Below are 20,815 nucleotides of genomic sequence, written 5' to 3' on the forward strand. Positions count from 1 at the left end.
AATAGGAGAGTGCAGATATGAAATCGATTAAAGAAATAGAGCAATTATTAAAGAATAGTGATAGAGAAGATGACTACATAAAAACATTAAGATTAGATGAAAGAAAAGGTGTGCAAAAAGCATTAGGACGCTGGGAAAAGCAAATAGAAAAACGAGAAGCCTTACTAGAGAAGTACGAGCTCATGCAAAAATACGAAAAGCTATTTAATAAGGAAGGTTATCGGTTGATCGCCGGTATAGATGAGGTGGGGCGAGGACCGTTAGCTGGACCAGTTGTAGCAGCCGCCGTTATTTTACCTGAGAACATTCAGCTTCTAGGTATTGATGATTCAAAAAAACTCTCTGAAGAGAGACGTTTGTATTATTATGAAAGAATTATGGAGGAAGCAACTGCTGTTTCAACATGTATGATCGATCATCATGAAATTGATACAATGAATATTTTAGAGGCATCGAAAAAAGCGATGATACATGCGGTAAATAGTTTACATACTCAACCTGATTTTTTGCTTATTGATGCCGTTAAATTACCCACACCCTACCCGAGTGAATCAATTATAAAGGGCGATAGCAAAAGTATTAGTATTGCTGCTGCATCGGTTGTAGCAAAAGTAGAACGTGACAGGTTGATGAAAGATTATGATAAACAATTTCCTGACTATGGATTTGCAAAGAATATGGGCTACGGTACAAAGGAACATTTGCGTGCAATTGAAGAAAAAGGAATATCGCCCATTCATCGTCGTAGCTTTGCTCCAGTTAAAGACTATCTAATTGACAATAGAAGGTGATAAGGTTGGTGGAAGTGAATGAATTAACGCTGGTTTCAAAAGACCCAATAAAAAACCAGCCACTCATGTTACGGCCGGGGCAATTGTTAAAGGGCAAAGTTTTGAAGGTGAACGAGGAAAACATTGCTGAAATTCAAATAGGGGCTCAGAAGATTTATGCGAAAACCGCAATCAATCTAATTAACAATAGTGATATTTGGTTTGTGGTGCAAAAGAATGGTGAAGGAATTAACTTACAAATTATCGATGAAAATCAACTTTTAAAAGGCATATCGCCCCAAGCGATTTTACAAACGATGGGAATAAATGCTACACAAGAAAAGGTTGAGCTAGTTAAATGGTTTCAAAGTCGAGAGATTCCACTTACTCAATCACTTGTAAAATCATTTACTCATTGGATGACAGGAGATACAAAACAAGATATCGCTGTGTTTAAAACACTTTTAGATAGACGATTACCATTAACTAAAGAAGTTTTCAACGCCGTACATAGCATGAAAAATGAGCCAACAATCACGTTCGCAATAAACAATCTTCAACATAAGCTTACGCCCTATCTCAATAACGAAACAGCTCAAACACTTGATAACCTTTTAAATAAATTTAACCATCTTTTCAATGATAAAATGTTAACAAGTTTAATGGATGGCTGGCTGAAAAATAGCGTTCAAGCAAAAGAAAGTTTCTCCTTGTTACAAAAGTTAGGTGTATTTTCGTCGAAAAGCAGTGAAGAACAAATCATTCAGCAGCTGTTATATACCAGTTCAGATGAAAAAAATAAAGCAATATTATCTCTTTTACAAAATATACAAAGCGGGGGATTACAAAAACAAACGGCCCCTTTTTTGCTCACATTAACAAAATTGAATCATGCTTTTTCATTTACATGGGAGAGTGGGACTAACTTACAGGCTAGCATAAAAAATGGAGAAATTACATTGCCATTAAATGCTAACCAGATAACAAGTTTAATAAAGGATGGTCTGGCGAAATTATATGACCATCCATCAATCCCCATCAAGCAAACCTCATTACCACTTGTAGATGTTTATTCTCGTATGCAAGAACAACTTCAAGTGCTAGAAAACATAAATAAAAACGCTTATTCAAAAACGCAACAACTTTTGTATAATATTGCGGAAGAAAACAGGCAGCAATTACATAACCCAGTGATGATAAAGGGTGAACTAAAGCAAATATTAGCTTTATTCGGTTTAACTTATGAACAGCAACTTAATGAAAGACAGCCAATCAACATTCAGGCGATTAAACCACTCATTTTACAGTTGATCAAAGAAATCCAGCAACCTGCTCTGAGTGAAGCTGCTAAGGAGTTATTAAATAAAATCACTGGGATGCAGCTACTTTCACATGATACAAATGGACTCTCCCACTTTGCCCTACAGTTGCCATTTCCACTAAGCCCATTCAGTAAACTCCTTTCAATGCAGTGGTCAAGTAAAAGGAAAAAGAATGGGGAAATTGATCCAAGTTTCTGTCGGGTGCTATTTCATTTAAATATGGAAACATTGGGTGAAACCTATATAAAGTTGCAGATTCAAAACAGAGTAATCACGATGAATATTTCAACTGAAAACAAAAAACTGCTCCCAGATACCCAGCCATATGAGGAGCTGATTAAACGTAAATTAAACGAAACGAATTATCAATTAACACAAATTAATTTTTCCGAAATAACAAGTAAAGTAGAAGAGGATAAGACGGATAAGACGGATACATTTCAAATTACAGGTGTTGATATGCGAATATGAATGGACAAAACGCTAAACAAGCAGTTGCCTTAACTTACTCAGAAAAGATGGATGCACCGGTCGTTTCTGCAAAGGGAAAAGGGCTTATTGCAGAAAATATAATAACTGTTGCACAACAGCATGAATTACCGATTCAAGAAGACCCTTCTTTAGTGGAGTTACTAGGAAAATTAAATATGAATGAAAAGATACCTGAAGAGCTGTATCAAGTAGTCGCGGAAGTTTTCGCGTTTATTTATCAAGTAGACAGAAAAGCGAAAGACGAAGAAGTGCGAAATAATGGTGTCCGTTCACTGAATCAACAGTAATACTTTTTGACCCATTCAAGTGGAGTATGGTAATTATTCATCTTTTTGAAAAGGCAAAGTAGTTGAAACAATAATATTTTTTTGAAATAGAAAAAATGCGATGAGATAAAGGCTTAAAGCACTTTTTTTGAATAAGTATTGAATCAGCTGATTGAATATTTCAGCTAATACAGTAGACAACTTTTGTCACATTATATAAAATGTAAACGCAGTCTAATTTTTTGAAGAGTTAGTTAGGAGGATGGGAAATGAATATACATGAGTATCAAGGAAAAGAAGTCCTCAGACAATACGGGGTTGCAGTACCAAATGGTAAAGTAGCATTCACTGTTGAAGAAGCAGTAGAAGCCGCAAAAGAATTAGGTACTGACGTTTGTGTTGTAAAGGCGCAAATCCATGCAGGTGGGCGTGGAAAAGCTGGCGGAGTAAAAGTAGCTAAAAACTTGGAAGAAGTGCGTACATATGCTGAAGAAATTCTAGGTAAAACGCTTGTTACTCACCAAACAGGACCAGAAGGAAAAGAAGTAAAACGTTTGCTTATTGAAGAAGGTTGCGACATTCAAAAAGAATATTATGTTGGACTAGTTTTAGACCGTGCAACTTCTCGCGTAACGCTAATGGCTTCTGAAGAAGGCGGAACAGAAATTGAAGAAGTAGCAGAAGCTACTCCAGAGAAAATCTTCAAAGAAGAAATTGATCCAGTTGTTGGATTAACAGCGTTCCAAGCACGTCGTATTGCTTTTAATATTAATATCCCTACAAAGCTTGTAAACCAAGCTGTTAAATTTATGATGGGTCTTTATCAAGCATATGTAGAAAAAGATTGTTCAATTGCTGAAATTAACCCATTAGTTGTAACAGGGGACGGTAAAGTAATGGCCCTTGATGCAAAATTAAACTTCGATAGCAACGCATTATATCGTCGTAAAGACATTTTAGAAATGCGTGATTTAGAAGAAGAAGATACAAAAGAAATTGAAGCTTCTAAATATGACTTAAGCTATATCGCACTTGATGGTAACATTGGTTGTATGGTTAACGGTGCGGGCCTTGCTATGTCTACAATGGACATTATCAAGCATTATGGCGGCGATCCGGCAAACTTCCTTGATGTTGGGGGCGGTGCGACTGCTGAGAAAGTAACTGAAGCATTCAAAATTATCCTTTCTGATGAAAATGTTAAAGGTATTTTCGTTAATATCTTTGGCGGAATTATGAAATGTGATGTTATTGCTACAGGTGTTGTTGAAGCGGCTAAACAAGTTGGATTAGAAGTTCCTCTAGTTGTACGTTTAGAAGGTACAAATGTGGACTTAGGTAAGAAAATTCTTGCTGAATCTGATGTTGAAATCGTTGCAGCAGACTCTATGGCTGACGGAGCGCAAAAAATCGTATCACTTGTAGGATAAGACCTATAGGTAGATGGCGAAAAAAGTGATAATGGGCATAGTGCCTTAGTTATTATTTTTGAGATACGGAAATCAGGAAGGAGAAAAAAACATGAGCGTATTTATTAATAAAGATACAAAAGTGATTGTACAAGGAATTACTGGTTCAACTGCGCTATTCCATACAAAACAAATGCTTGAATATGGTACTAAAATTGTCGGCGGTGTGACTCCTGGTAAAGGTGGCATGGAAGTCGAAGGTGTACCTGTTTTTAATACTGTGAAAGAAGCTGTTGAAGCAACTGGTGCGACTGCATCTGTTATTTATGTTCCAGCACCTTTTGCTGCAGATTCAATCATGGAAGCAACTGATGCTGAATTAGATCTTGCTATCTGTATCACAGAACACATTCCAGTACTTGATATGGTGAAAGTGAAACGTTACATGGAAGGTAAGAAAACGCGTCTAGTTGGACCTAACTGTCCTGGTGTTATTACAGCAGATGAATGTAAAATTGGTATTATGCCAGGATACATTCACAAAAAAGGTCATGTGGGTGTAGTTTCACGTTCTGGTACATTAACTTATGAAGCAGTGCACCAATTATCAGAAGCTGGAATTGGACAAACAACTGCTGTAGGTATTGGTGGAGATCCTGTTAATGGTACAAACTTCATCGATGTACTAAAAGAGTTTAATAATGACCCTGAAACTTATGCAGTTATCATGATTGGTGAAATCGGTGGTACTGCAGAAGAAGAAGCTGCTGAGTGGGTAAAAGCGAACATGACTAAGCCAGTTGTTGGCTTTATTGGTGGTCGTACAGCGCCTCCAGGAAAACGTATGGGCCATGCTGGTGCGATTATTTCTGGTGGTAAAGGAACCGCTGATGAAAAAATCCGTGTAATGAATGAGTGCGGAATACAAGTAGCTGATACACCTTCAGTAATGGGTGAAACACTTATTAAAGTGTTAAAAGAAACTGATCTTTATGATAAATGTAAAACGCATTAATTAATAGATAAAGTCCCCTTTTTAAAGAAGGGGACTTTATTAAATAAAATAATATTCTTAAAATTCAGAAAAAAAGGAGTGCGTTCTTATGAATGATTTGATGACAACTAAACTACTCACTCTCCATCATTGTCGATCTGTATCGTGGAAAACGCTATATCAAATTGTAAAAGCAGATCCCACCCTTTCCTCCATCTCTTTTCAGCGACCAAACCCTCTCCCTTATTTTCACTTCCTAAATGCAGATATGAGAAATAAAATTAATGATGAAATTCTTACCTTAAACATGGAAGAGCTACTTTCACAGTACGTAAACAACGACATAAAAATCATTTCAATTATGGATGAAAATTATCCTAAGCTTTTGAGGGAAACGTATCAGCCACCTTGGTTTCTCTATGCAAAAGGAGACTTGTCGTTACTCAATATGAAACCAATTCTTTCTGTTGTCGGAAGTCGAAATATGACTGAATACGGAGCGAGAGTCATCGAAGAAATTTTTCCGACACTCATAAAAAGAGGATTTATTATCGCAAGTGGTTTAGCAAAAGGAGTAGATGCCCATGCTCATAAGGTAGCTATGCACTTGAGTGGGCATACGATTGGTGTATTGGGAAGTGGATTTTTTAATATGTATCCAACAGGTAACCGCCATTTATTTCAGCAAATGTCTCGTAATCATCTTGTGTTATCAGAGTACCCACCGCATACAAAAGCGGAAAGATGGCATTTTCCAATGAGAAATCGCATAATTAGTGGTATTAGCCGTGCGACTTTAGTCATTGAGGCAAAAAGGAAAAGTGGTTCTCTTATTACTGCTAACTTTGCTGTTCAAGAAGGTAGAGATGTGTTTGCGGTACCAGGAGGCATTCTTTCACCTTTTTTCTCAGGAACGAATGAACTGATTCAAAATGGTGCGAAATTAATACTTTCAGCGGAAGATATTATAGAAGAGCTGGTATATTAGGGGCAAAAATCATAAATTTTACAGGAATTTTTATGAAAAAGGTTGAAATTATTGAAAAACTGTTATACATTTTGCTTCAGAAGTTTGTTTGTATGACAGCAAATGGAGAGGCGATAGTAGCGGTTTAGATTTGACAAAGCTAAATAAATTGATTAATAATAGTGGATATTTCGAAGAACAAATACGATTGAGCATTTAAATAGGTAGAAAATGGTCAATAAATAAGAATAAACATTTATTTAAAATGAAAGAAACAGCGGGTTTAGCAAATTTATTCCCTCTTGAGGAGGACAACTGGATGTCAGATTTTCTAGTAATCGTAGAATCCCCAGCTAAAGCAAAAACAATAGAAAGATACTTGGGGAAAAAATATAAAGTGAAAGCATCCATGGGGCATGTAAGGGATTTACCTAAGAGCCAGACGGGTGTAGATGTTGAAAATAATTATGAACCAAAATATATAACGATTCGCGGTAAGGGACCCGTATTAAAAGAGTTAAAAACAGCTGCAAAAAAAGCGAAGAAAATTTATCTCGCAGCTGACCCCGATCGCGAAGGGGAAGCAATTGCATGGCATTTGGCGCATAGCTTAGATATGGATATTGATTCAAAATGTCGTGTTGTATTTAATGAAATCACAAAAGATGCCATTAAAGAATCTTTTAAACATCCAAGAGCGATTAATATGGATTTAGTTGATGCCCAGCAAGCAAGAAGAATGCTAGATAGGTTAGTGGGCTATAATATTAGTCCACTACTATGGAAAAAGGTTAAAAAAGGGCTTAGCGCCGGTCGTGTACAATCAATTGCCGTTCGTTTAATCCTTGATAGAGAAAAGGAAATTAACAAATTCGAACCAGAAGAATATTGGAGCATAGATGGAGAGTTTGTCAAAGGTAAATCTACTTTTGATGCAAGCTTTTTTGCCCTAAATGGTAAGAAGTTTGAGTTGAAATCTGAAGAAGATGTGCAAGTTGTTTTAAAAGAGTTAAAGAATAATGAGTTTGAAGTAACAGATGTAACAAAAAAGGAGAGAAAGAGAAACCCTGCAGTTCCTTTTACTACATCTTCTCTTCAACAGGAAGCAGCAAGAAAATTAAATTTCCGAGCAAAGAAAACAATGATGCTTGCTCAGCAGCTTTACGAAGGTATTGATTTGGGAAAAGAAGGTACAATCGGATTAATTACTTATATGAGAACGGATTCTACGAGAGTATCTGAAGTTGCTCAAAGTGAAGCAGTGGATTATATTACAAACCAATATGGCAAAGAGTATTTGCCAGCATCAAAAAGAAAAGAAAAGAAAAACGCTAATGCTCAAGATGCACATGAAGCCATCCGACCTACTAGTATATTAAGGGAACCGAATTCGCTGAAAGAGCATCTTTCAAGAGATCAGCTTCGTTTATATCGTTTAATCTGGGAACGTTTTACTGCTAGTCAAATGGCTCCTGCCATAATGGATACAATGAGTGTTGATTTAATCAACGGTCAAGTGACCTTTAGAGCAAATGGTTCAAAGATTAAGTTCCCTGGGTTTATGAAAGTTTATGTGGAAGGAACAGATGATCAGACGGAAGAAAAATCTAATATGCTTCCTAATTTAAAAGAGGGAGATAAAGTCGTTAAGAAGGATATCGAACCGAAACAACACTTTACTCAACCACCTCCAAGATATACTGAAGCAAGGTTAGTCAAAACGCTTGAAGAACTAGGTATAGGTAGACCATCAACTTTTGCACCGACGCTAGATACAATTCAGAAGCGCGGCTATGTCACATTAGATAATAAACGTTTTGTGCCAACTGAATTAGGAGAAGTTGTTTCCGTACTATTAATGGAGTTTTTCCCTGAGATATTAGACGTGGAATTTACTGCAAAAATGGAACAAGATCTGGATTATATTGAAGAGGGAAAAGAAAATTGGGTTAAAATCATTGATGAATTTTATCAAGGTTTTGAAAAACGATTAGAAGTAGCAGAGAAAGAAATGCAGGAAATAGAAATCAAAGACGAACCTGCGGGAGAAGATTGTGAACAATGTGGAAGCCCGATGGTATACAAAATGGGACGCTATGGCAAGTTTATGGCTTGCAGTAACTTTCCAGAGTGTCGCAATACAAAGGCAATAGTGAAGGAAATCGGTGTGAAATGCCCTACTTGTAAAGAAGGTAATATCATTGAGAGAAAAAGCAAAAAGCGCCGTATCTTTTATGGTTGTGACCGCTACCCTGAGTGTGAGTTTATTTCATGGGATAAGCCGATAGCAAGAAGCTGTCCGAAATGTGAATCACTACTTGTTGAGAAAAAACTGAAAAAGGGTGTACAAGTACAGTGTGTTGAATGCGACTATAAAGAAGAGAAACAAGGATAAATTGAAGTGAGCAATGGTTTGCTCATTTCTAATATAAAAGTATAGGTGGACATAGAAACGAACAATTATTAATTATTTATATTAATTGTTCGTTTTTTTATATTAAAAGCATATTTTTGTGTGTTCAAAAAAACAAATTGATTTTAAAGAAGATAGGGTTTTTTTCGAAGTCATATAAAGATCTTGTTTAATTGAATTTGAGAGATGTGAATATGAAAGTAAAGATAAATCGTCGTTCCTATTTAAAAAACAACTAACTATTTAATATCTTATAACTGTTCTATATCAGTAATAATGAATGATGGAATCAAAATACAATTTGAAGTTTTTGTGAAGTATTAGATGAAATGTTATCAAATGAGATGATAAAAATGCGATGAGTGTGGTAAAGATGGTTAAGAGACTGAAAGCAATAACATCATGTATTCTATGAAAAAACGTTAAAATCACACAGTGGATGGACAAATGATTTTTTGAGATAGACAACGATTAAAAAAATACTTTATGCTTTCAAATTTTTTTGTAATATTGTACAATGCAATTTGGGATTAAAAGATTACACTCGTTTATGATTTAGTTAAAACGAACAATTAAATGAATGATATAAATTATTTTACAATAAGTAAGGAGAATTAATTAATGACTGAACAGGTAGTAAACGTAGTTGGGGCTGGGTTAGCTGGAAGTGAAGCCGCTTGGCAAATTGCTAAACGAGGCATTCAAGTACGCTTATATGAAATGAGACCAGTTAGACAAACAGCAGCTCATCATACAGATAAATTTGCTGAATTAGTTTGTAGTAATTCTTTAAGAGCCAACAATTTAACGAATGCTGTAGGTGTATTAAAAGAAGAAATGAGACAATTAGATTCTGTGATTATTTCTTCAGCAGATGAAAGTGCAGTTCCTGCAGGTGGTGCTTTAGCTGTTGACCGCCATGACTTCGCTGCGAGGGTAACTGAAGCAGTGAAGAATCACCCGAATGTGACAGTGATAAATGAGGAAGTAACGGATATTCCTGAAGGGATTACTGTTATTGCGACAGGCCCATTAACAAGTGAATTACTTTCTGAAAAACTACGTGAACTGTCTGGGGAAGATTATCTTTATTTTTATGATGCAGCGGCACCAATTATCGAAAAAGATTCCATTAATATGGATAAAGTCTATTTGAAATCTCGTTATGATAAAGGGGAAGCAGCTTATTTAAATTGTCCGATGAACGAGGAAGAGTTCAATGTATTTTACGAAGCGTTAATTAATGCTGAAACTGTGCCGTTAAAAGAATTTGAGAAGGAAATCTTTTTTGAAGGTTGTATGCCTATCGAAGTGATGGCATCTCGTGGGAAGAAAACAATGCTCTTTGGACCGATGAAACCTGTTGGTTTAGAGGATCCTAAAACAGGGAAGAGGCCATATGCTGTTGTTCAATTACGTCAAGATGATGCAGCAGGTACACTTTATAATATTGTTGGATTCCAAACGCATCTAAAATGGGGGCCACAAAAAGAGGTACTTCGTTTAATACCAGGTTTAGAAAATGCTGAAATTGTAAGATACGGTGTCATGCATAGAAATACTTTTATTAATTCTCCTAAAGTGCTTAAATCAACTTATCAATTCAAGAATAGAGAATCATTATTCTTTGCTGGGCAAATGACTGGCGTAGAAGGATATGTTGAATCAGCTGCTAGTGGGTTAATTGCAGGGATTAATGCTGCCCGACTTGTGAAAGGGAAAGAAACAGTAGAGTTTCCGATTGAGACTGCTATTGGGAGTATGGCAAGATATATTGCTAATGCCAATCCGAAGAATTTCCAGCCTATGAATGCCAATTTTGGTTTATTCCCAGAGTTAGAAAAAAGAATTAAAGGTAAGCAGGAGAGAAATGAACAACATGCTAATCGAGCATTAGAGACAATTCAGAACTTTGTGAAAAATATGTAAATTTTCTTGCGTGGGTTGCTTAAATATGATAGTATGATGAAGCCCTTGTGAGGTGAGTACAAAAAATGAGCGAAAATGTGAACATTTCTTTAAAGTTATTTATCGAATATTTACAAATCGAAAAGAATTATTCACAATATACAATTGAGCATTATCAGACGGATATAAAAGGATTTTTTATGTTCATGGCTGAACAAGGTTTGAAAAAGTTAAATGATGTCGAATATATGGATGTTCGATTATTTCTAACAAAGCTTTATCAAGAAGGTTTAGCTCGAAAGACTATTGCTCGTAAAATTTCCTGCTTAAGAAGCTTTTTTAAGTTATTGGTACGAGAAGGTATGGTTAACGATAATCCTTTCCAATTAACATCCATCCCAAAAGGTGATAAAAGACTACCGCAGTTTTTTTATGAAGAAGAGATGGAACAACTCTTTAATAGTGTAGAGGTAGATACAGCACTTGGCCAAAGAAATATGGCGATTTTAGAAGTGTTGTATGCAACAGGCATAAGGGTAGCTGAATGTGCTTCTATACAGCTGAGTGATATTGATTTGGATATTTCCGTTATTCTTATTCATGGAAAAGGGAAAAAAGATCGATACATACCATTCGGAAGTTTTGCTCACGATGCTCTTTTAAAATATTGTCATGATGGACGTCTAAAACTCCAAAAAGAGAAGAGCAACCATTTATTTTTAAACCACCGAGGTGGCGCATTAACTGACCGCGGTATAAGAGGTATATTAAATAAATTGATTGAAAAGTCGTCTCTAGAAGGTGGCATCCATCCCCATAAGATTAGGCATTCATTTGCTACACATTTAATGTCAAATGGGGCTGATATGAGAACAGTTCAAGAGCTTTTAGGTCATGCTTTTCTTTCATCAACGCAAATTTACACACATGTTACACCTGATTACTTGAAAAAGACATATAATCAGTATCATCCTAGAGCATAGATTTTAAAGAAGTTTAACTATATGATGGATAAAAAAATAGTCATACTCATATATAGTCTATAGTGGATTATTAACATACTCCAAAAGGAGGAATAAACATGTCACAATTTCATGCAACAACAATTTTTGCAGTACAACACAATGGCGAATATGCAATGGCTGGAGATGGACAGGTTACATTTGGTGAATCGGTTGTCATGAAGCATACTGCAAGAAAGGTAAGAAAGCTTGCAAATGGCAAAGTGATTGCCGGATTTGCAGGGTCTGTTGCCGACGCATTTACTTTATTCGAGAAGTTCGAAGGAAAGCTTGAAGAATATAACGGTAACTTGCAGAGAGCGGCTGTAGAGCTTGCTAAAGAGTGGAGAAGCGATAAGGTTCTTCGGAAACTTGAAGCGCTTTTAATTGTTATGAATAAAGACGGTTTATTACTCGTATCAGGAACAGGTGAAGTCATTGAACCTGACGATGGTGTACTAGCAATCGGTTCAGGTGGTAATTATGCATTAGCAGCAGGTCGTTCTTTAAAGAGATTTGCAGGTGAACATTTAACAGCTCGGGAAATTGCAAAAGCTTCGCTTGAAATGGCTGCAGAAATTTGTGTATATACTAACCACAATATTATTGTGGAAGAACTGTAAAACAAAGGAGTGCTAAAATGGTTAAAATGACAAGTTTAACACCCCGTCAAATTGTCGAAAGACTTGACCAGTTCATAATCGGTCAAAAAAATGCCAAGAAAGCTGTAGCAGTTGCATTAAGAAATAGATATCGTAGAAGCCTACTGAATGAAGAGCTTCGTGATGAAGTAAGTCCTAAGAATATTTTAATGATTGGACCAACAGGAGTTGGTAAAACTGAGATTGCAAGAAGGATTGCGAAATTAGTTGGTGCTCCATTTGTTAAGGTAGAGGCAACGAAATTCACTGAAGTGGGTTATGTAGGTAGAGATGTAGAATCTATGGTTAGAGATTTAGTTGAGACATCTGTACGACTTGTGAAAGAAGAAAAGGTAGCAAGTGTGCAAGAAATAGCAGAGAAAAATGCTAATCGCCGCATTGTCGAATTGCTCGTACCTAGTAATAAAAAGTCCGCCAATTATAAGAACCCATTAGAAATGTTTTTTGGTGGTGGGAATGATCAACAAGAGAGCGAGCATGAGCAACAAGATGATCAGTCAATTCAGCAAAAGCGTAAAGTAGTGAAAACAAAGCTTGAAAATTTAGAGCTAGAAGATGAAATAATCACTGTTGAAATAGAAGAACAGCAACCGTCTATGTTTGATATGCTCCAAGGTTCGGGTATGGAACAAATGGGGATGAATATGCAAGATGCACTTGGTGGATTAATGCCAAAGAAAAAGAAGAAGCGAAAACTTACAGTAAGCGAAGCTAGAAAAGTTTTAACGAACGAAGAAGCACAAAAGCTTATTGATATGGATGAAGTAGGTTCTGAAGCCATCTATAGAGCAGAGCAATCTGGTATGATCTTTATCGATGAAATTGATAAAATCGCAAGTAAAAACTCAGGTGGCTCCTCAGCAGATGTTTCTCGCGAGGGTGTGCAAAGAGATATTCTTCCTGTCGTTGAAGGATCAACTGTTGTAACGAAATATGGTACAGTAAAAACCGATCACGTCTTATTCGTTGCAGCTGGGGCATTCCATACCGCTAAACCGTCTGATTTAATACCTGAATTGCAAGGACGTTTCCCAATTAGAGTCGAATTGACAAAATTAACTGTGGATGATTTTGTGAAAATATTAGTTGAGCCTGATAATGCCTTGATCAAACAATATCAAGCTTTATTAGAAACAGAAGGTATACAAATTGAATTTTCTGACGATGCTATACGTAGGATTGCAGAATTTGCTTATGATGTAAATCAAAATACCGATAATATTGGAGCAAGACGATTGCAAACGATTATGGAAAAAATGCTTGAAGACCTTTCGTTTGAAGCGCCTGAGGTAACATTAGAGAAGATTGTGATTACGCCACAATATGTAGAAGAGAAGCTCGGGGAAATTTCTAAGAATAAAGATTTAAGTCAATTTATATTATAATCCTTATTTGATGAAATTTCATTGTACTCCTAATCAAGCAAATCTTAGCAAAAAAAAAAGTAACGAAACATTCAAGGGATTGAAATAATGTTCCAAAGTTATAGGAGGAAAAATCAATGAATTTATTAAAAAAATCAAGAACAATTAATGCAATGCTACAAAAGGCTGCAGGTAAGCCAGTTAACTTCAAAGAAATGGCAGAAACTTTAAGTGTTGTTATCGAAGCAAATATCTACGTAGTAAGCCGTAGAGGTAAACTATTAGGATATGCTGCGAATCAACAAATCGAAAATGAGCGAATGAAGAAAATGCTTGAAGATCGTCAGTTCCCAGAAGAGTACACTAAAAACTTATTTAACATTCAAGAGACATCATCTAATTTAGATGTGAATAGTGAATATACTGCATTCCCTATCGAAAATAAGGAGTTATTTGGCGCTGGCTTAACGACAATTGTTCCTATTATCGGTGGAGGAGAACGTTTAGGTACCCTCATTCTTGCAAGAGTGGAAGATGCCTTTGAAGATGATGATTTAGTTTTAGCTGAATATGGTGCTACAGTAGTAGGTATGGAAATTCTTCGTGAAAAAGCAGAAGAAATTGAAGAAGAAGCTAGAAGTAAAGCAGTTGTACAAATGGCGATTAGCTCTTTATCATACAGTGAGTTAGAAGCAATTGAGCATATCTTTGAAGAGTTAGACGGAAAAGAAGGTCTATTAGTTGCTTCAAAGATTGCCGATAGAGTAGGAATCACACGTTCTGTTATCGTTAATGCACTAAGAAAATTAGAAAGTGCTGGCGTAATTGAATCAAGATCATTAGGGATGAAAGGTACTTATATTAAAGTATTGAACGATAAATTCCTTTTCGAATTAGAAAAATTAAAATCTAACTAAGAAGTAAAATAAAAAAAGTTTAAAAATAACACGGAAACGCAATGATGCGTTACCGTGTTATTTTTATGGTGTCAAATTTTTCTGTGTTACAACTTTATTACGAACGAAATAATAAAGTAATAACGAATAAAGTAGAACTTTAAACCTATTTTCAATAAACATAATCATTATAGTCCTTTATGCCTATTAAATAATATATTCGAACGCTTGATTCAACTGATAATGAATAGTGTTTTAAAAAAAACGGAAAAATGAAGCGTATTTTTACCTAGGAAGAAAAATGTCGAAAATAGGACAAAAGAATTACCAAAAAACCCTTCTAGGTCATAGACTTATTATTTCATATTCTTTACAATGATGATAGATGAATTTATTAGTAAGTGCTAATTGGGGAGAATTTTGGAAAAAACGAGGTGAAGTTTGTGAAAGTCTTCTCACAATCCATGTCGATTATTGAAAACGCAATTCAACAAACATCGACAAAACAAAAGGTGATCTCGCAAAATATCGCGAATGTTGACACCCCAGGATATAAAGCGAAGGATGTAAGCTTCAAATCTGCTTTTGATTCCGCATTATCTAACATGAATACATATAAAACGGATGAAAGGCATTTTGATTTGACGCCATCTAATTTAAATACCACAGTCTTAACAAAGAAAAATGTAACATATAACGAAAGTGGTAACAGCGTAGATATGGATCAAGAAATGTCAGAGCTTGCAGCAAACCAAATTCAATATAACGCATTGGTTGATCGCATGAGTAGTAAGTTTAATGGACTTGAAAACGTAATTAAGGGAGGTAGATAATTGATGACTATCTTTCATAGTTTGGATACAACAGCTTCCGCACTGACAGCGCAAAGGTTAAGGATGGATGTCATCTCTTCAAATATGGCGAATGCTGATTCTACTCGCAGCGTGACTGGGGAAGACCCTTATAGGAGAAAATCCGTCGTGCTTCAAGCGAAAGATAACGGCTTTTCATCATTTTTACAAACGGCAATAAATGAAAAAAGTCAAACAGGTAATGGTGTAAAGGTAACGAGAATTGTTGAAGATGAAACACCTTTTGAACTCGTCTATAATCCATCTCATGCTGATGCTAACGCAGAAGGGTATGTAGAAATGCCAAATGTGGATCCATTAAGAGAAATGGTAGATTTGATGAGTGCAACACGTTCATATGAAGCAAACGTCACTGTATTTAATGCGAATAAGAATATGCTATTGAAGGCATTGGAAATAGGTAAATAAGAAGGAGACTAAGAGATGAATATTAATAGCTTCTCTCCCGTCGTACATACAAATAGTCCGAATAATGCTCAAAATGTAAAAGAGATTACACCGAGTGATGCACATAATAGCTTTGCTTCGGCTTTGAAAAATGCAATTGGTAGTGTAAATGAAAGGCAAATAGCATCGGATGAAATGACGACAAAGCTTGCTACGGGGCAGGATGTTGATCTCCACGACGTAATGATCACCGCTCAAAAAGCGAGTGTATCCATGTCTTTAACACTAGAAGTGCGTAACAAGGCAGTCGAAGCATATCAAGAGATGATGAGAATGCAAGTGTAAATCATGCATTCTCGTCTAATGAATAACCAAGGACCATCGGGGGATTTTTAGATGAAAGATTCTTTGCAAGCATATGGTACAAAGGTGAGAACGTTCTGGGATGCGAAAACAAAGGGGCAAAAGGCTTTAATAATCGGTGCTCCGTTATTATTAATCATTGGTATTAGTATCATTGTTTTTCTTTCGACTAGAACCACCTTAGTCCCACTATATAGTAACCTGACACCCTCAGAAACAGGCAGTATAAAGGAAAATTTAGATGCTAAGGGGATTAAGTCAGAAATCGTTGAAGGTGGTACAGCTATTAAAGTACCAGAAGAACAAGTAGATAGCCTCATGGTAGAGCTAGCTGCAGAAGGAATCCCAGATAGCGGTAATATTGATTACTCATTTTTTAGTCAAAATGCTGGAATCGGGATGACGGAAAATGAATTTGACGTGATGAAACTAGATGCGATGCAGTCTGAATTAGCAGAGTTAATGAAAGGTATTGATGGTATTAACAACGCTAAAGTCATGATAAACATGCCTGAATCTGGTGTGTTTTTAAATGAAACAGAGGAACAAGCATCGGCGTCTATCGTTTTAAACACGGATCCAGGTTATAAATTTGAAAATCAACAAATCCAAGCACTCTATCATTTAGTGTCTAAAAGTGTACCTAATTTACCTACTGATAATATCGTCATAACTAATCAAAACTTTGAGTACTTTGATTTGAAAAACAGTGAAGAATTTTCGACAGGCAATCAATTTGCTGTACAACATGAAATAAAAAAAGAAATCGAAAAGGATATCCAACGTCAAGTGCAAACGATGCTAGCTACATTAATGGGTCAAGAAAAAGTAGTGGTGTCTGTTACAGCAGATGTCGATTTCACACAAGAGAATAGAGAAGAAAATCTTGTCGAACCAGTAGATGAAGAGAATATGGAAGGAATAGCCATTAGTGCACAAAAGCTAACAGAAACCTTTACAGGGAATGGAGATACAGAAGGAGGTATCCCACAAAGTGAAGATGGTGCGGATGCACTCGGCTCTTCTTATGTTGAAGGTTCAAATAGCAACGGCGATTATGAAAAAATAGAAGAAACAATTAATAATGAAGTAAACAGAATAAGAAAAGAAATTGTTGAAAGCCCATATAAAGTAAGGGATTTGGGCATTCAAGTAATGGTGGAACCACCTGATGCTAATAATCCAAATTCATTGCCACAAGATCGGATTAATGATATAACGCAAATCTTATCAACCATTATCCGTACATCCATCGATAAAGACACATTGGATGAAACGTTAACCGATGAAGAGCTACAAAATAAAATAGCTGTCTCCGTTCAAGAGTTCAATGGAAAAGTTGAGTTTCCAAATGAAGAAACAGGAACGATTCCTTGGTGGATATATTTGGTTGTAGGGTTACTATTATTGGTAATTATATTATTACTATGGTTATTCTTACGTAATAAAAAAGAGAAAGAAGAAGATATTGTAGAGTATGAAGTGGAAGAGCAATTAAATGATTCTATTCCTGATGTACATCAGGAAAAGGAAACAGAGGCAAGCATCCGAATCAAGCAATTAGAGAAGCTAGCTAAAGAGAAACCGGAAGACTTTGCCAAGCTCCTAAGAACATGGATTACGGAAGATTAGGAGGCCAGTCAAGCGTGAAAAGGGAGAAGAAAAATCTTTCAGGACGGCAAAAAGCAGCCATTTTATTAATATCTTTAGGTCCAGATATTGCTTCTAATGTGTATAAACATTTAAGTGAAGAAGAAATTGAAAAGTTGACTTTAGAAATATCCGGTGTAAGAAAAGTAGACACTGAGGCAAAAGAAGAAGTGCTAGATGAATTTCATCAAATCGCTCTTGCTCAAGATTACATTGCGCAAGGGGGTATCGGATACGCGAAGACTGTGCTCGAAAAGGCATTAGGAAACGAGCAAGCAACAGCGATAATAAATCGTTTAACTTCCTCGCTTCAAGTGAGACCATTCGATTTTGCCAGAAAAGCTGACCCAACACAAATATTGAATTTTATTCAGAATGAACATCCGCAAACCATTGCGTTAATTCTTTCCTATTTAGAACCACAGCAGGCTGGTCAAATACTGTCGGAATTACCTCAAAATACGCAAGCAGATATTGCTAGAAGAATCGCAGTAATGGATGGCACTTCTCCTGAAATTATTAATGAGGTCGAACAAATTTTAGAAAGAAAGCTGTCCGCTACTGTTACACAAGATTATACGCAAACTGGTGGAGTCGAGTCTGTAGTAGAAGTGCTCAATGGCGTGGATCGCTCAACTGAACGTACGATTCTTGATGCATTAGAAATTCAAGATCCAGATTTAGCTGAAGAAATAAAGAAAAGAATGTTTGTGTTTGAGGATATTGTTACGCTTGATAATAAAGCGATTCAGAGAGTGATAAGAGATTGTGCAAGTGAAGATCTCATGCTTTCTTTGAAAGTGTCTAGTGAAGAAGTAAAAGAGATTATTTATAAAAATATGTCACAGCGTACTGTAGATACATTTAAAGAGGAAATGGAATTTTTAGGACCAGTTCGACTTCGAGAAGTCGAAGAAGCACAATCAAGAATTGTCGCAATTGTACGCAGACTGGAAGAAGCTGGGGAAATCATCGTCGCTAGAGGCGGAGGGGATGATATTATTGTCTAGGTTATTTAAACATTCTACTCACGATTACTTAAGCGAAGAGGAGCAAATAACAATCTCTATTCGGCCGATGTTTAAACAATCAGAGGATCATCCATCACAGCAGATGTCTGCCTATTATGACCAGGTGATTAATGAAGCAGAGAAGAGAGCGGAAGAAATTATCCAATCGGCAAATCAGCATGCTGATCGCATATATCAAACAGTTCAAGAAGAAAAGGAAAAGGCAAAAGAAGAACAAGAATTGGTACGTAAAGAGGCATATGAGGAAGGTTACCTCACCGGGATGAGTAAAGGTAAAGAAGATGGATTTAACTCATATACCTCTAGATTAGCAGAAGTAAAAGAGATAATTAATGCAGCAAAAACTGATTATGAAGAAACTATTCAGTCAGCGGACCGAACGATATTAACGATTAGTATGAATGTAGCAGAAAAAATCATTGCCACGGAATTAACTCATCATTCGGAGCACTATCAATCTTATGTAAAAAACGCATTAAGAGAAGCAAAGCATTACAAAAACATTAAACTTATTGTTCATCCTGATAAATATCTAGAGTTATTAAGCTATAAGGATGAACTTAAGGCAATGTTACCTGTTGAAGCTGGCCTGTATATCCTTCCCGATGAAGAACTTTCTGTAGTAGATTGTGTAATTGATTCAGATAATGGTCGAATTGATGCCACATGTAAAAGTCAAATAGACGAGATCAAAGAAAGACTATCAGAATGGTTGGAGACCCATCATGAACTTGGATAAGTTATTAGAGGAAATTCATGATACAGATAGTTTCAAAAAATACGGGAGGGTCAAGAGAGTTGTTGGCCTAATGATTGAATCTCAAGGGCCGGTTAGTTCCATTGGTGATGTTTGCTATATTCATGTGCAAGGTAAGAAGAGTAGGAAGATACGTGCAGAAGTGGTCGGATTTAAAGATGAGAATATTATTCTTATGCCATATACAACAGTTACTGATATATCACCTGGTAGTTTAGTAGAAACAACAGGAAAACCGTTAGAAATTAAAGTTGGGACTTCTCTTGTAGGGAATGTCCTTGATTCCTTGGGACAACCATTAGACGGGTCTCTACTTCCAAAAGGATTAAGAGAGGTGCCAACAGAACAAGAGCCACCAAATCCTCTCTTGCGACCACCCATTAGCGAACCAATTGAAGTAGGCGTTCGGTTGATTGATAGTTTACTAACAGTTGGTAACGGCCAAAGAGTGGGCATTTTTGCAGGTAGTGGTGTTGGTAAAAGCACTCTACTCGGCATGATTGCCAGAAATACAAAAGCAGACATTAATGTCATCGCTTTAATTGGTGAAAGAGGAAGAGAAGTCCGTGAGTTTATCGAGAGAGATCTTGGTCCTGAAGGATTAAAACGTTCAATTGTCATTGTAGCTACCTCGGATCAACCGCCATTAATGAGAATAAAAGGTGCCTATACAGCGACAGCCATTGCAGAGTATTTTCGTAGCAAAGGCATGAAGGTTATGATGCTAATGGATTCTGTTACTCGGGTAGCAATGGCACAACGGGAGATAGGTTTAGCAATTGGCGAACCTCCGACAACAAAAGGCTATACGCCATCAGTTTTTTCTGTTTTACCTAAGCTGTTAGAGAGAACTGGCACCTCCATAGAGGGCTCTATCACTGCCTTTTATACAGTGCTTGTTGATGGTGATGATATGAATGAACCAATTGCTGATACTGTGAGAGGTATATTGGATGGTCATTATGTGTTAGATAGAGAACTCGCTAATAAAGGACAATATCCTGCTGTAGATGTACTCAAAAGTATCAGTCGTGTAATGAATCAAATTAGTAGTAAGAGGCATATAAAAGCAGCTGAGAGCTTAAGAGAATCACTTAGTACTTATAGGCAATCAGAGGATTTAATTAATATCGGTGCATATAAGAAAGGGTCATCACAAGAAATAGATCGAGCGATTGCTTTATATCCACAAATTTTAAATTTTCTTAAACAACAAACGGATGAAAAAGTGACGATTGATGATGGAATTGAACAACTATTTGCGCTAGTTGGAGAAGGAGCACAGTAACAA

19 protein-coding genes are annotated in these 20,815 nt (G+C 36.3%); all 19 read left to right on the plus strand.

The genetic code is table 11. From position 1 onward, the window contains the following. Positions 1 to 17: 17 nt before the first annotated feature. Complete coding sequence (locus MKX78_RS10015; RefSeq protein WP_341050735.1) at positions 18 to 791, plus strand: ribonuclease HII; 774 nt, start codon at positions 18 to 20, stop codon at positions 789 to 791. An 8-nt stretch (positions 792 to 799) separates the two neighbouring features. Then, positions 800 to 2,563, plus strand: coding sequence for a hypothetical protein (locus MKX78_RS10020; protein WP_341050736.1), 1,764 nt, complete (start codon positions 800 to 802; stop codon positions 2,561 to 2,563). Further along, the gene (locus MKX78_RS10025; RefSeq protein WP_341050738.1) at positions 2,560 to 2,871 is read left to right on the plus strand and encodes an EscU/YscU/HrcU family type III secretion system export apparatus switch protein; all 312 of its coding nucleotides are present in this window, start codon (positions 2,560 to 2,562) and stop codon (positions 2,869 to 2,871) included. Before MKX78_RS10020 ends, MKX78_RS10025 begins: the two co-directional genes overlap by 4 nt. 248 nt (positions 2,872 to 3,119) lie before the next feature. Further along, a complete protein-coding gene (gene sucC / locus MKX78_RS10030) occupies positions 3,120 to 4,280 on the plus strand; it encodes an ADP-forming succinate--CoA ligase subunit beta (protein ID WP_095369543.1) in 1,161 nt (386 codons plus the stop codon). 91 nt (positions 4,281 to 4,371) lie between these two features. Continuing rightward, positions 4,372 to 5,274, plus strand: a complete 903-nt coding sequence (gene sucD, locus MKX78_RS10035) for a succinate--CoA ligase subunit alpha (protein WP_095369542.1) — start codon at positions 4,372 to 4,374, stop codon at positions 5,272 to 5,274. A gap of 88 nt (positions 5,275 to 5,362) precedes the next feature. Beyond that, positions 5,363 to 6,241, plus strand: coding sequence for a DNA-processing protein DprA (gene dprA, locus MKX78_RS10040; protein WP_341050740.1), 879 nt, complete (start codon positions 5,363 to 5,365; stop codon positions 6,239 to 6,241). A 298-nt stretch (positions 6,242 to 6,539) separates the two neighbouring features. Then, positions 6,540 to 8,615: a type I DNA topoisomerase gene (gene topA / locus MKX78_RS10045; RefSeq protein WP_328199097.1), complete on the plus strand. Its 2,076-nt coding sequence runs from the start codon at positions 6,540 to 6,542 to the stop codon at positions 8,613 to 8,615. A 639-nt stretch (positions 8,616 to 9,254) separates the two neighbouring features. Then, complete coding sequence (gene trmFO, locus MKX78_RS10050) at positions 9,255 to 10,562, plus strand: FADH(2)-oxidizing methylenetetrahydrofolate--tRNA-(uracil(54)-C(5))-methyltransferase TrmFO (RefSeq protein WP_341050742.1); 1,308 nt, start codon at positions 9,255 to 9,257, stop codon at positions 10,560 to 10,562. Between the two features lie 65 nt (positions 10,563 to 10,627). Next, positions 10,628 to 11,524 carry a tyrosine recombinase XerC gene (xerC, locus tag MKX78_RS10055; RefSeq protein WP_340974534.1) on the plus strand — a complete coding sequence of 299 codons (897 nt, stop codon included), beginning with the start codon at positions 10,628 to 10,630 and terminating at the stop codon, positions 11,522 to 11,524. A 98-nt stretch (positions 11,525 to 11,622) separates the two neighbouring features. Then, positions 11,623 to 12,165, plus strand: a complete 543-nt coding sequence (gene hslV, locus MKX78_RS10060) for an ATP-dependent protease subunit HslV (RefSeq protein ID WP_095369538.1) — start codon at positions 11,623 to 11,625, stop codon at positions 12,163 to 12,165. Positions 12,166 to 12,191: 26 nt separating this feature from the next. After that, on the plus strand, positions 12,192 to 13,589 hold the full coding sequence (gene hslU, locus MKX78_RS10065) for an HslU--HslV peptidase ATPase subunit (protein ID WP_445662672.1): 1,398 nt from the start codon (positions 12,192 to 12,194) through the stop codon (positions 13,587 to 13,589). A 116-nt stretch (positions 13,590 to 13,705) separates the two neighbouring features. Continuing rightward, a complete protein-coding gene (gene codY, locus MKX78_RS10070) occupies positions 13,706 to 14,485 on the plus strand; it encodes a GTP-sensing pleiotropic transcriptional regulator CodY (RefSeq protein ID WP_095369536.1) in 780 nt (259 codons plus the stop codon). A 422-nt stretch (positions 14,486 to 14,907) separates the two neighbouring features. After that, positions 14,908 to 15,297: a flagellar basal body rod protein FlgB gene (gene flgB, locus MKX78_RS10075; protein WP_095369535.1), complete on the plus strand. Its 390-nt coding sequence runs from the start codon at positions 14,908 to 14,910 to the stop codon at positions 15,295 to 15,297. Positions 15,298 to 15,300: 3 nt separating this feature from the next. After that, the gene (flgC, locus tag MKX78_RS10080) at positions 15,301 to 15,744 is read left to right on the plus strand and encodes a flagellar basal body rod protein FlgC (RefSeq protein ID WP_095373475.1); all 444 of its coding nucleotides are present in this window, start codon (positions 15,301 to 15,303) and stop codon (positions 15,742 to 15,744) included. Positions 15,745 to 15,759: 15 nt separating this feature from the next. Continuing rightward, on the plus strand, positions 15,760 to 16,068 hold the full coding sequence (gene fliE / locus MKX78_RS10085) for a flagellar hook-basal body complex protein FliE (RefSeq protein ID WP_095369534.1): 309 nt from the start codon (positions 15,760 to 15,762) through the stop codon (positions 16,066 to 16,068). 51 nt (positions 16,069 to 16,119) lie between these two features. Next, complete coding sequence (fliF, locus tag MKX78_RS10090) at positions 16,120 to 17,718, plus strand: flagellar basal-body MS-ring/collar protein FliF (RefSeq protein WP_307314433.1); 1,599 nt, start codon at positions 16,120 to 16,122, stop codon at positions 17,716 to 17,718. Further along, positions 17,700 to 18,746, plus strand: coding sequence for a flagellar motor switch protein FliG (gene fliG / locus MKX78_RS10095; RefSeq protein WP_095369532.1), 1,047 nt, complete (start codon positions 17,700 to 17,702; stop codon positions 18,744 to 18,746). The genes fliF and fliG overlap by 19 nt, the downstream gene beginning before the upstream one ends. Further along, positions 18,739 to 19,506: a flagellar assembly protein FliH gene (gene fliH, locus MKX78_RS10100; RefSeq protein WP_322909229.1), complete on the plus strand. Its 768-nt coding sequence runs from the start codon at positions 18,739 to 18,741 to the stop codon at positions 19,504 to 19,506. The genes fliG and fliH overlap by 8 nt, the downstream gene beginning before the upstream one ends. Further along, positions 19,493 to 20,812: a flagellar protein export ATPase FliI gene (gene fliI, locus MKX78_RS10105; RefSeq protein WP_095369530.1), complete on the plus strand. Its 1,320-nt coding sequence runs from the start codon at positions 19,493 to 19,495 to the stop codon at positions 20,810 to 20,812. Before fliH ends, fliI begins: the two co-directional genes overlap by 14 nt. Positions 20,813 to 20,815: the final 3 nt, after the last annotated feature.

This window comes from Cytobacillus sp. FSL R5-0569 (assembly GCF_038007265.1).
Lineage (GTDB): Bacteria > Bacillota > Bacilli > Bacillales > Cytobacillaceae > Cytobacillus > Cytobacillus kochii.

Bases quoted from the DNA above. Each gene is read 5' to 3' on its own strand.
- MKX78_RS10015 (WP_341050735.1), top strand. From the start codon at position 18: ATGAAATCGATTAAAGAAATAGAGCAATTATTAAAGAATAGTGATAGA.
- MKX78_RS10025 (WP_341050738.1), top strand. From the start codon at position 2,560: ATGAATGGACAAAACGCTAAACAAGCAGTTGCCTTAACTTACTCAGAA.
- sucC (WP_095369543.1), top strand. From the start codon at position 3,120: ATGAATATACATGAGTATCAAGGAAAAGAAGTCCTCAGACAATACGGG.
- sucD (WP_095369542.1), top strand. From the start codon at position 4,372: ATGAGCGTATTTATTAATAAAGATACAAAAGTGATTGTACAAGGAATT.
- dprA (WP_341050740.1), top strand. From the start codon at position 5,363: ATGAATGATTTGATGACAACTAAACTACTCACTCTCCATCATTGTCGA.
- topA (WP_328199097.1), top strand. From the start codon at position 6,540: ATGTCAGATTTTCTAGTAATCGTAGAATCCCCAGCTAAAGCAAAAACA.
- trmFO (WP_341050742.1), top strand. From the start codon at position 9,255: ATGACTGAACAGGTAGTAAACGTAGTTGGGGCTGGGTTAGCTGGAAGT.
- xerC (WP_340974534.1), top strand. From the start codon at position 10,628: ATGAGCGAAAATGTGAACATTTCTTTAAAGTTATTTATCGAATATTTA.
- hslV (WP_095369538.1), top strand. From the start codon at position 11,623: ATGTCACAATTTCATGCAACAACAATTTTTGCAGTACAACACAATGGC.
- hslU (WP_445662672.1), top strand. From the start codon at position 12,192: ATGACAAGTTTAACACCCCGTCAAATTGTCGAAAGACTTGACCAGTTC.
- codY (WP_095369536.1), top strand. From the start codon at position 13,706: ATGAATTTATTAAAAAAATCAAGAACAATTAATGCAATGCTACAAAAG.
- flgC (WP_095373475.1), top strand. From the start codon at position 15,301: ATGACTATCTTTCATAGTTTGGATACAACAGCTTCCGCACTGACAGCG.
- fliE (WP_095369534.1), top strand. From the start codon at position 15,760: ATGAATATTAATAGCTTCTCTCCCGTCGTACATACAAATAGTCCGAAT.
- fliF (WP_307314433.1), top strand. From the start codon at position 16,120: ATGAAAGATTCTTTGCAAGCATATGGTACAAAGGTGAGAACGTTCTGG.
- fliG (WP_095369532.1), top strand. From the start codon at position 17,700: ATGGATTACGGAAGATTAGGAGGCCAGTCAAGCGTGAAAAGGGAGAAG.
- fliI (WP_095369530.1), top strand. From the start codon at position 19,493: ATGAACTTGGATAAGTTATTAGAGGAAATTCATGATACAGATAGTTTC.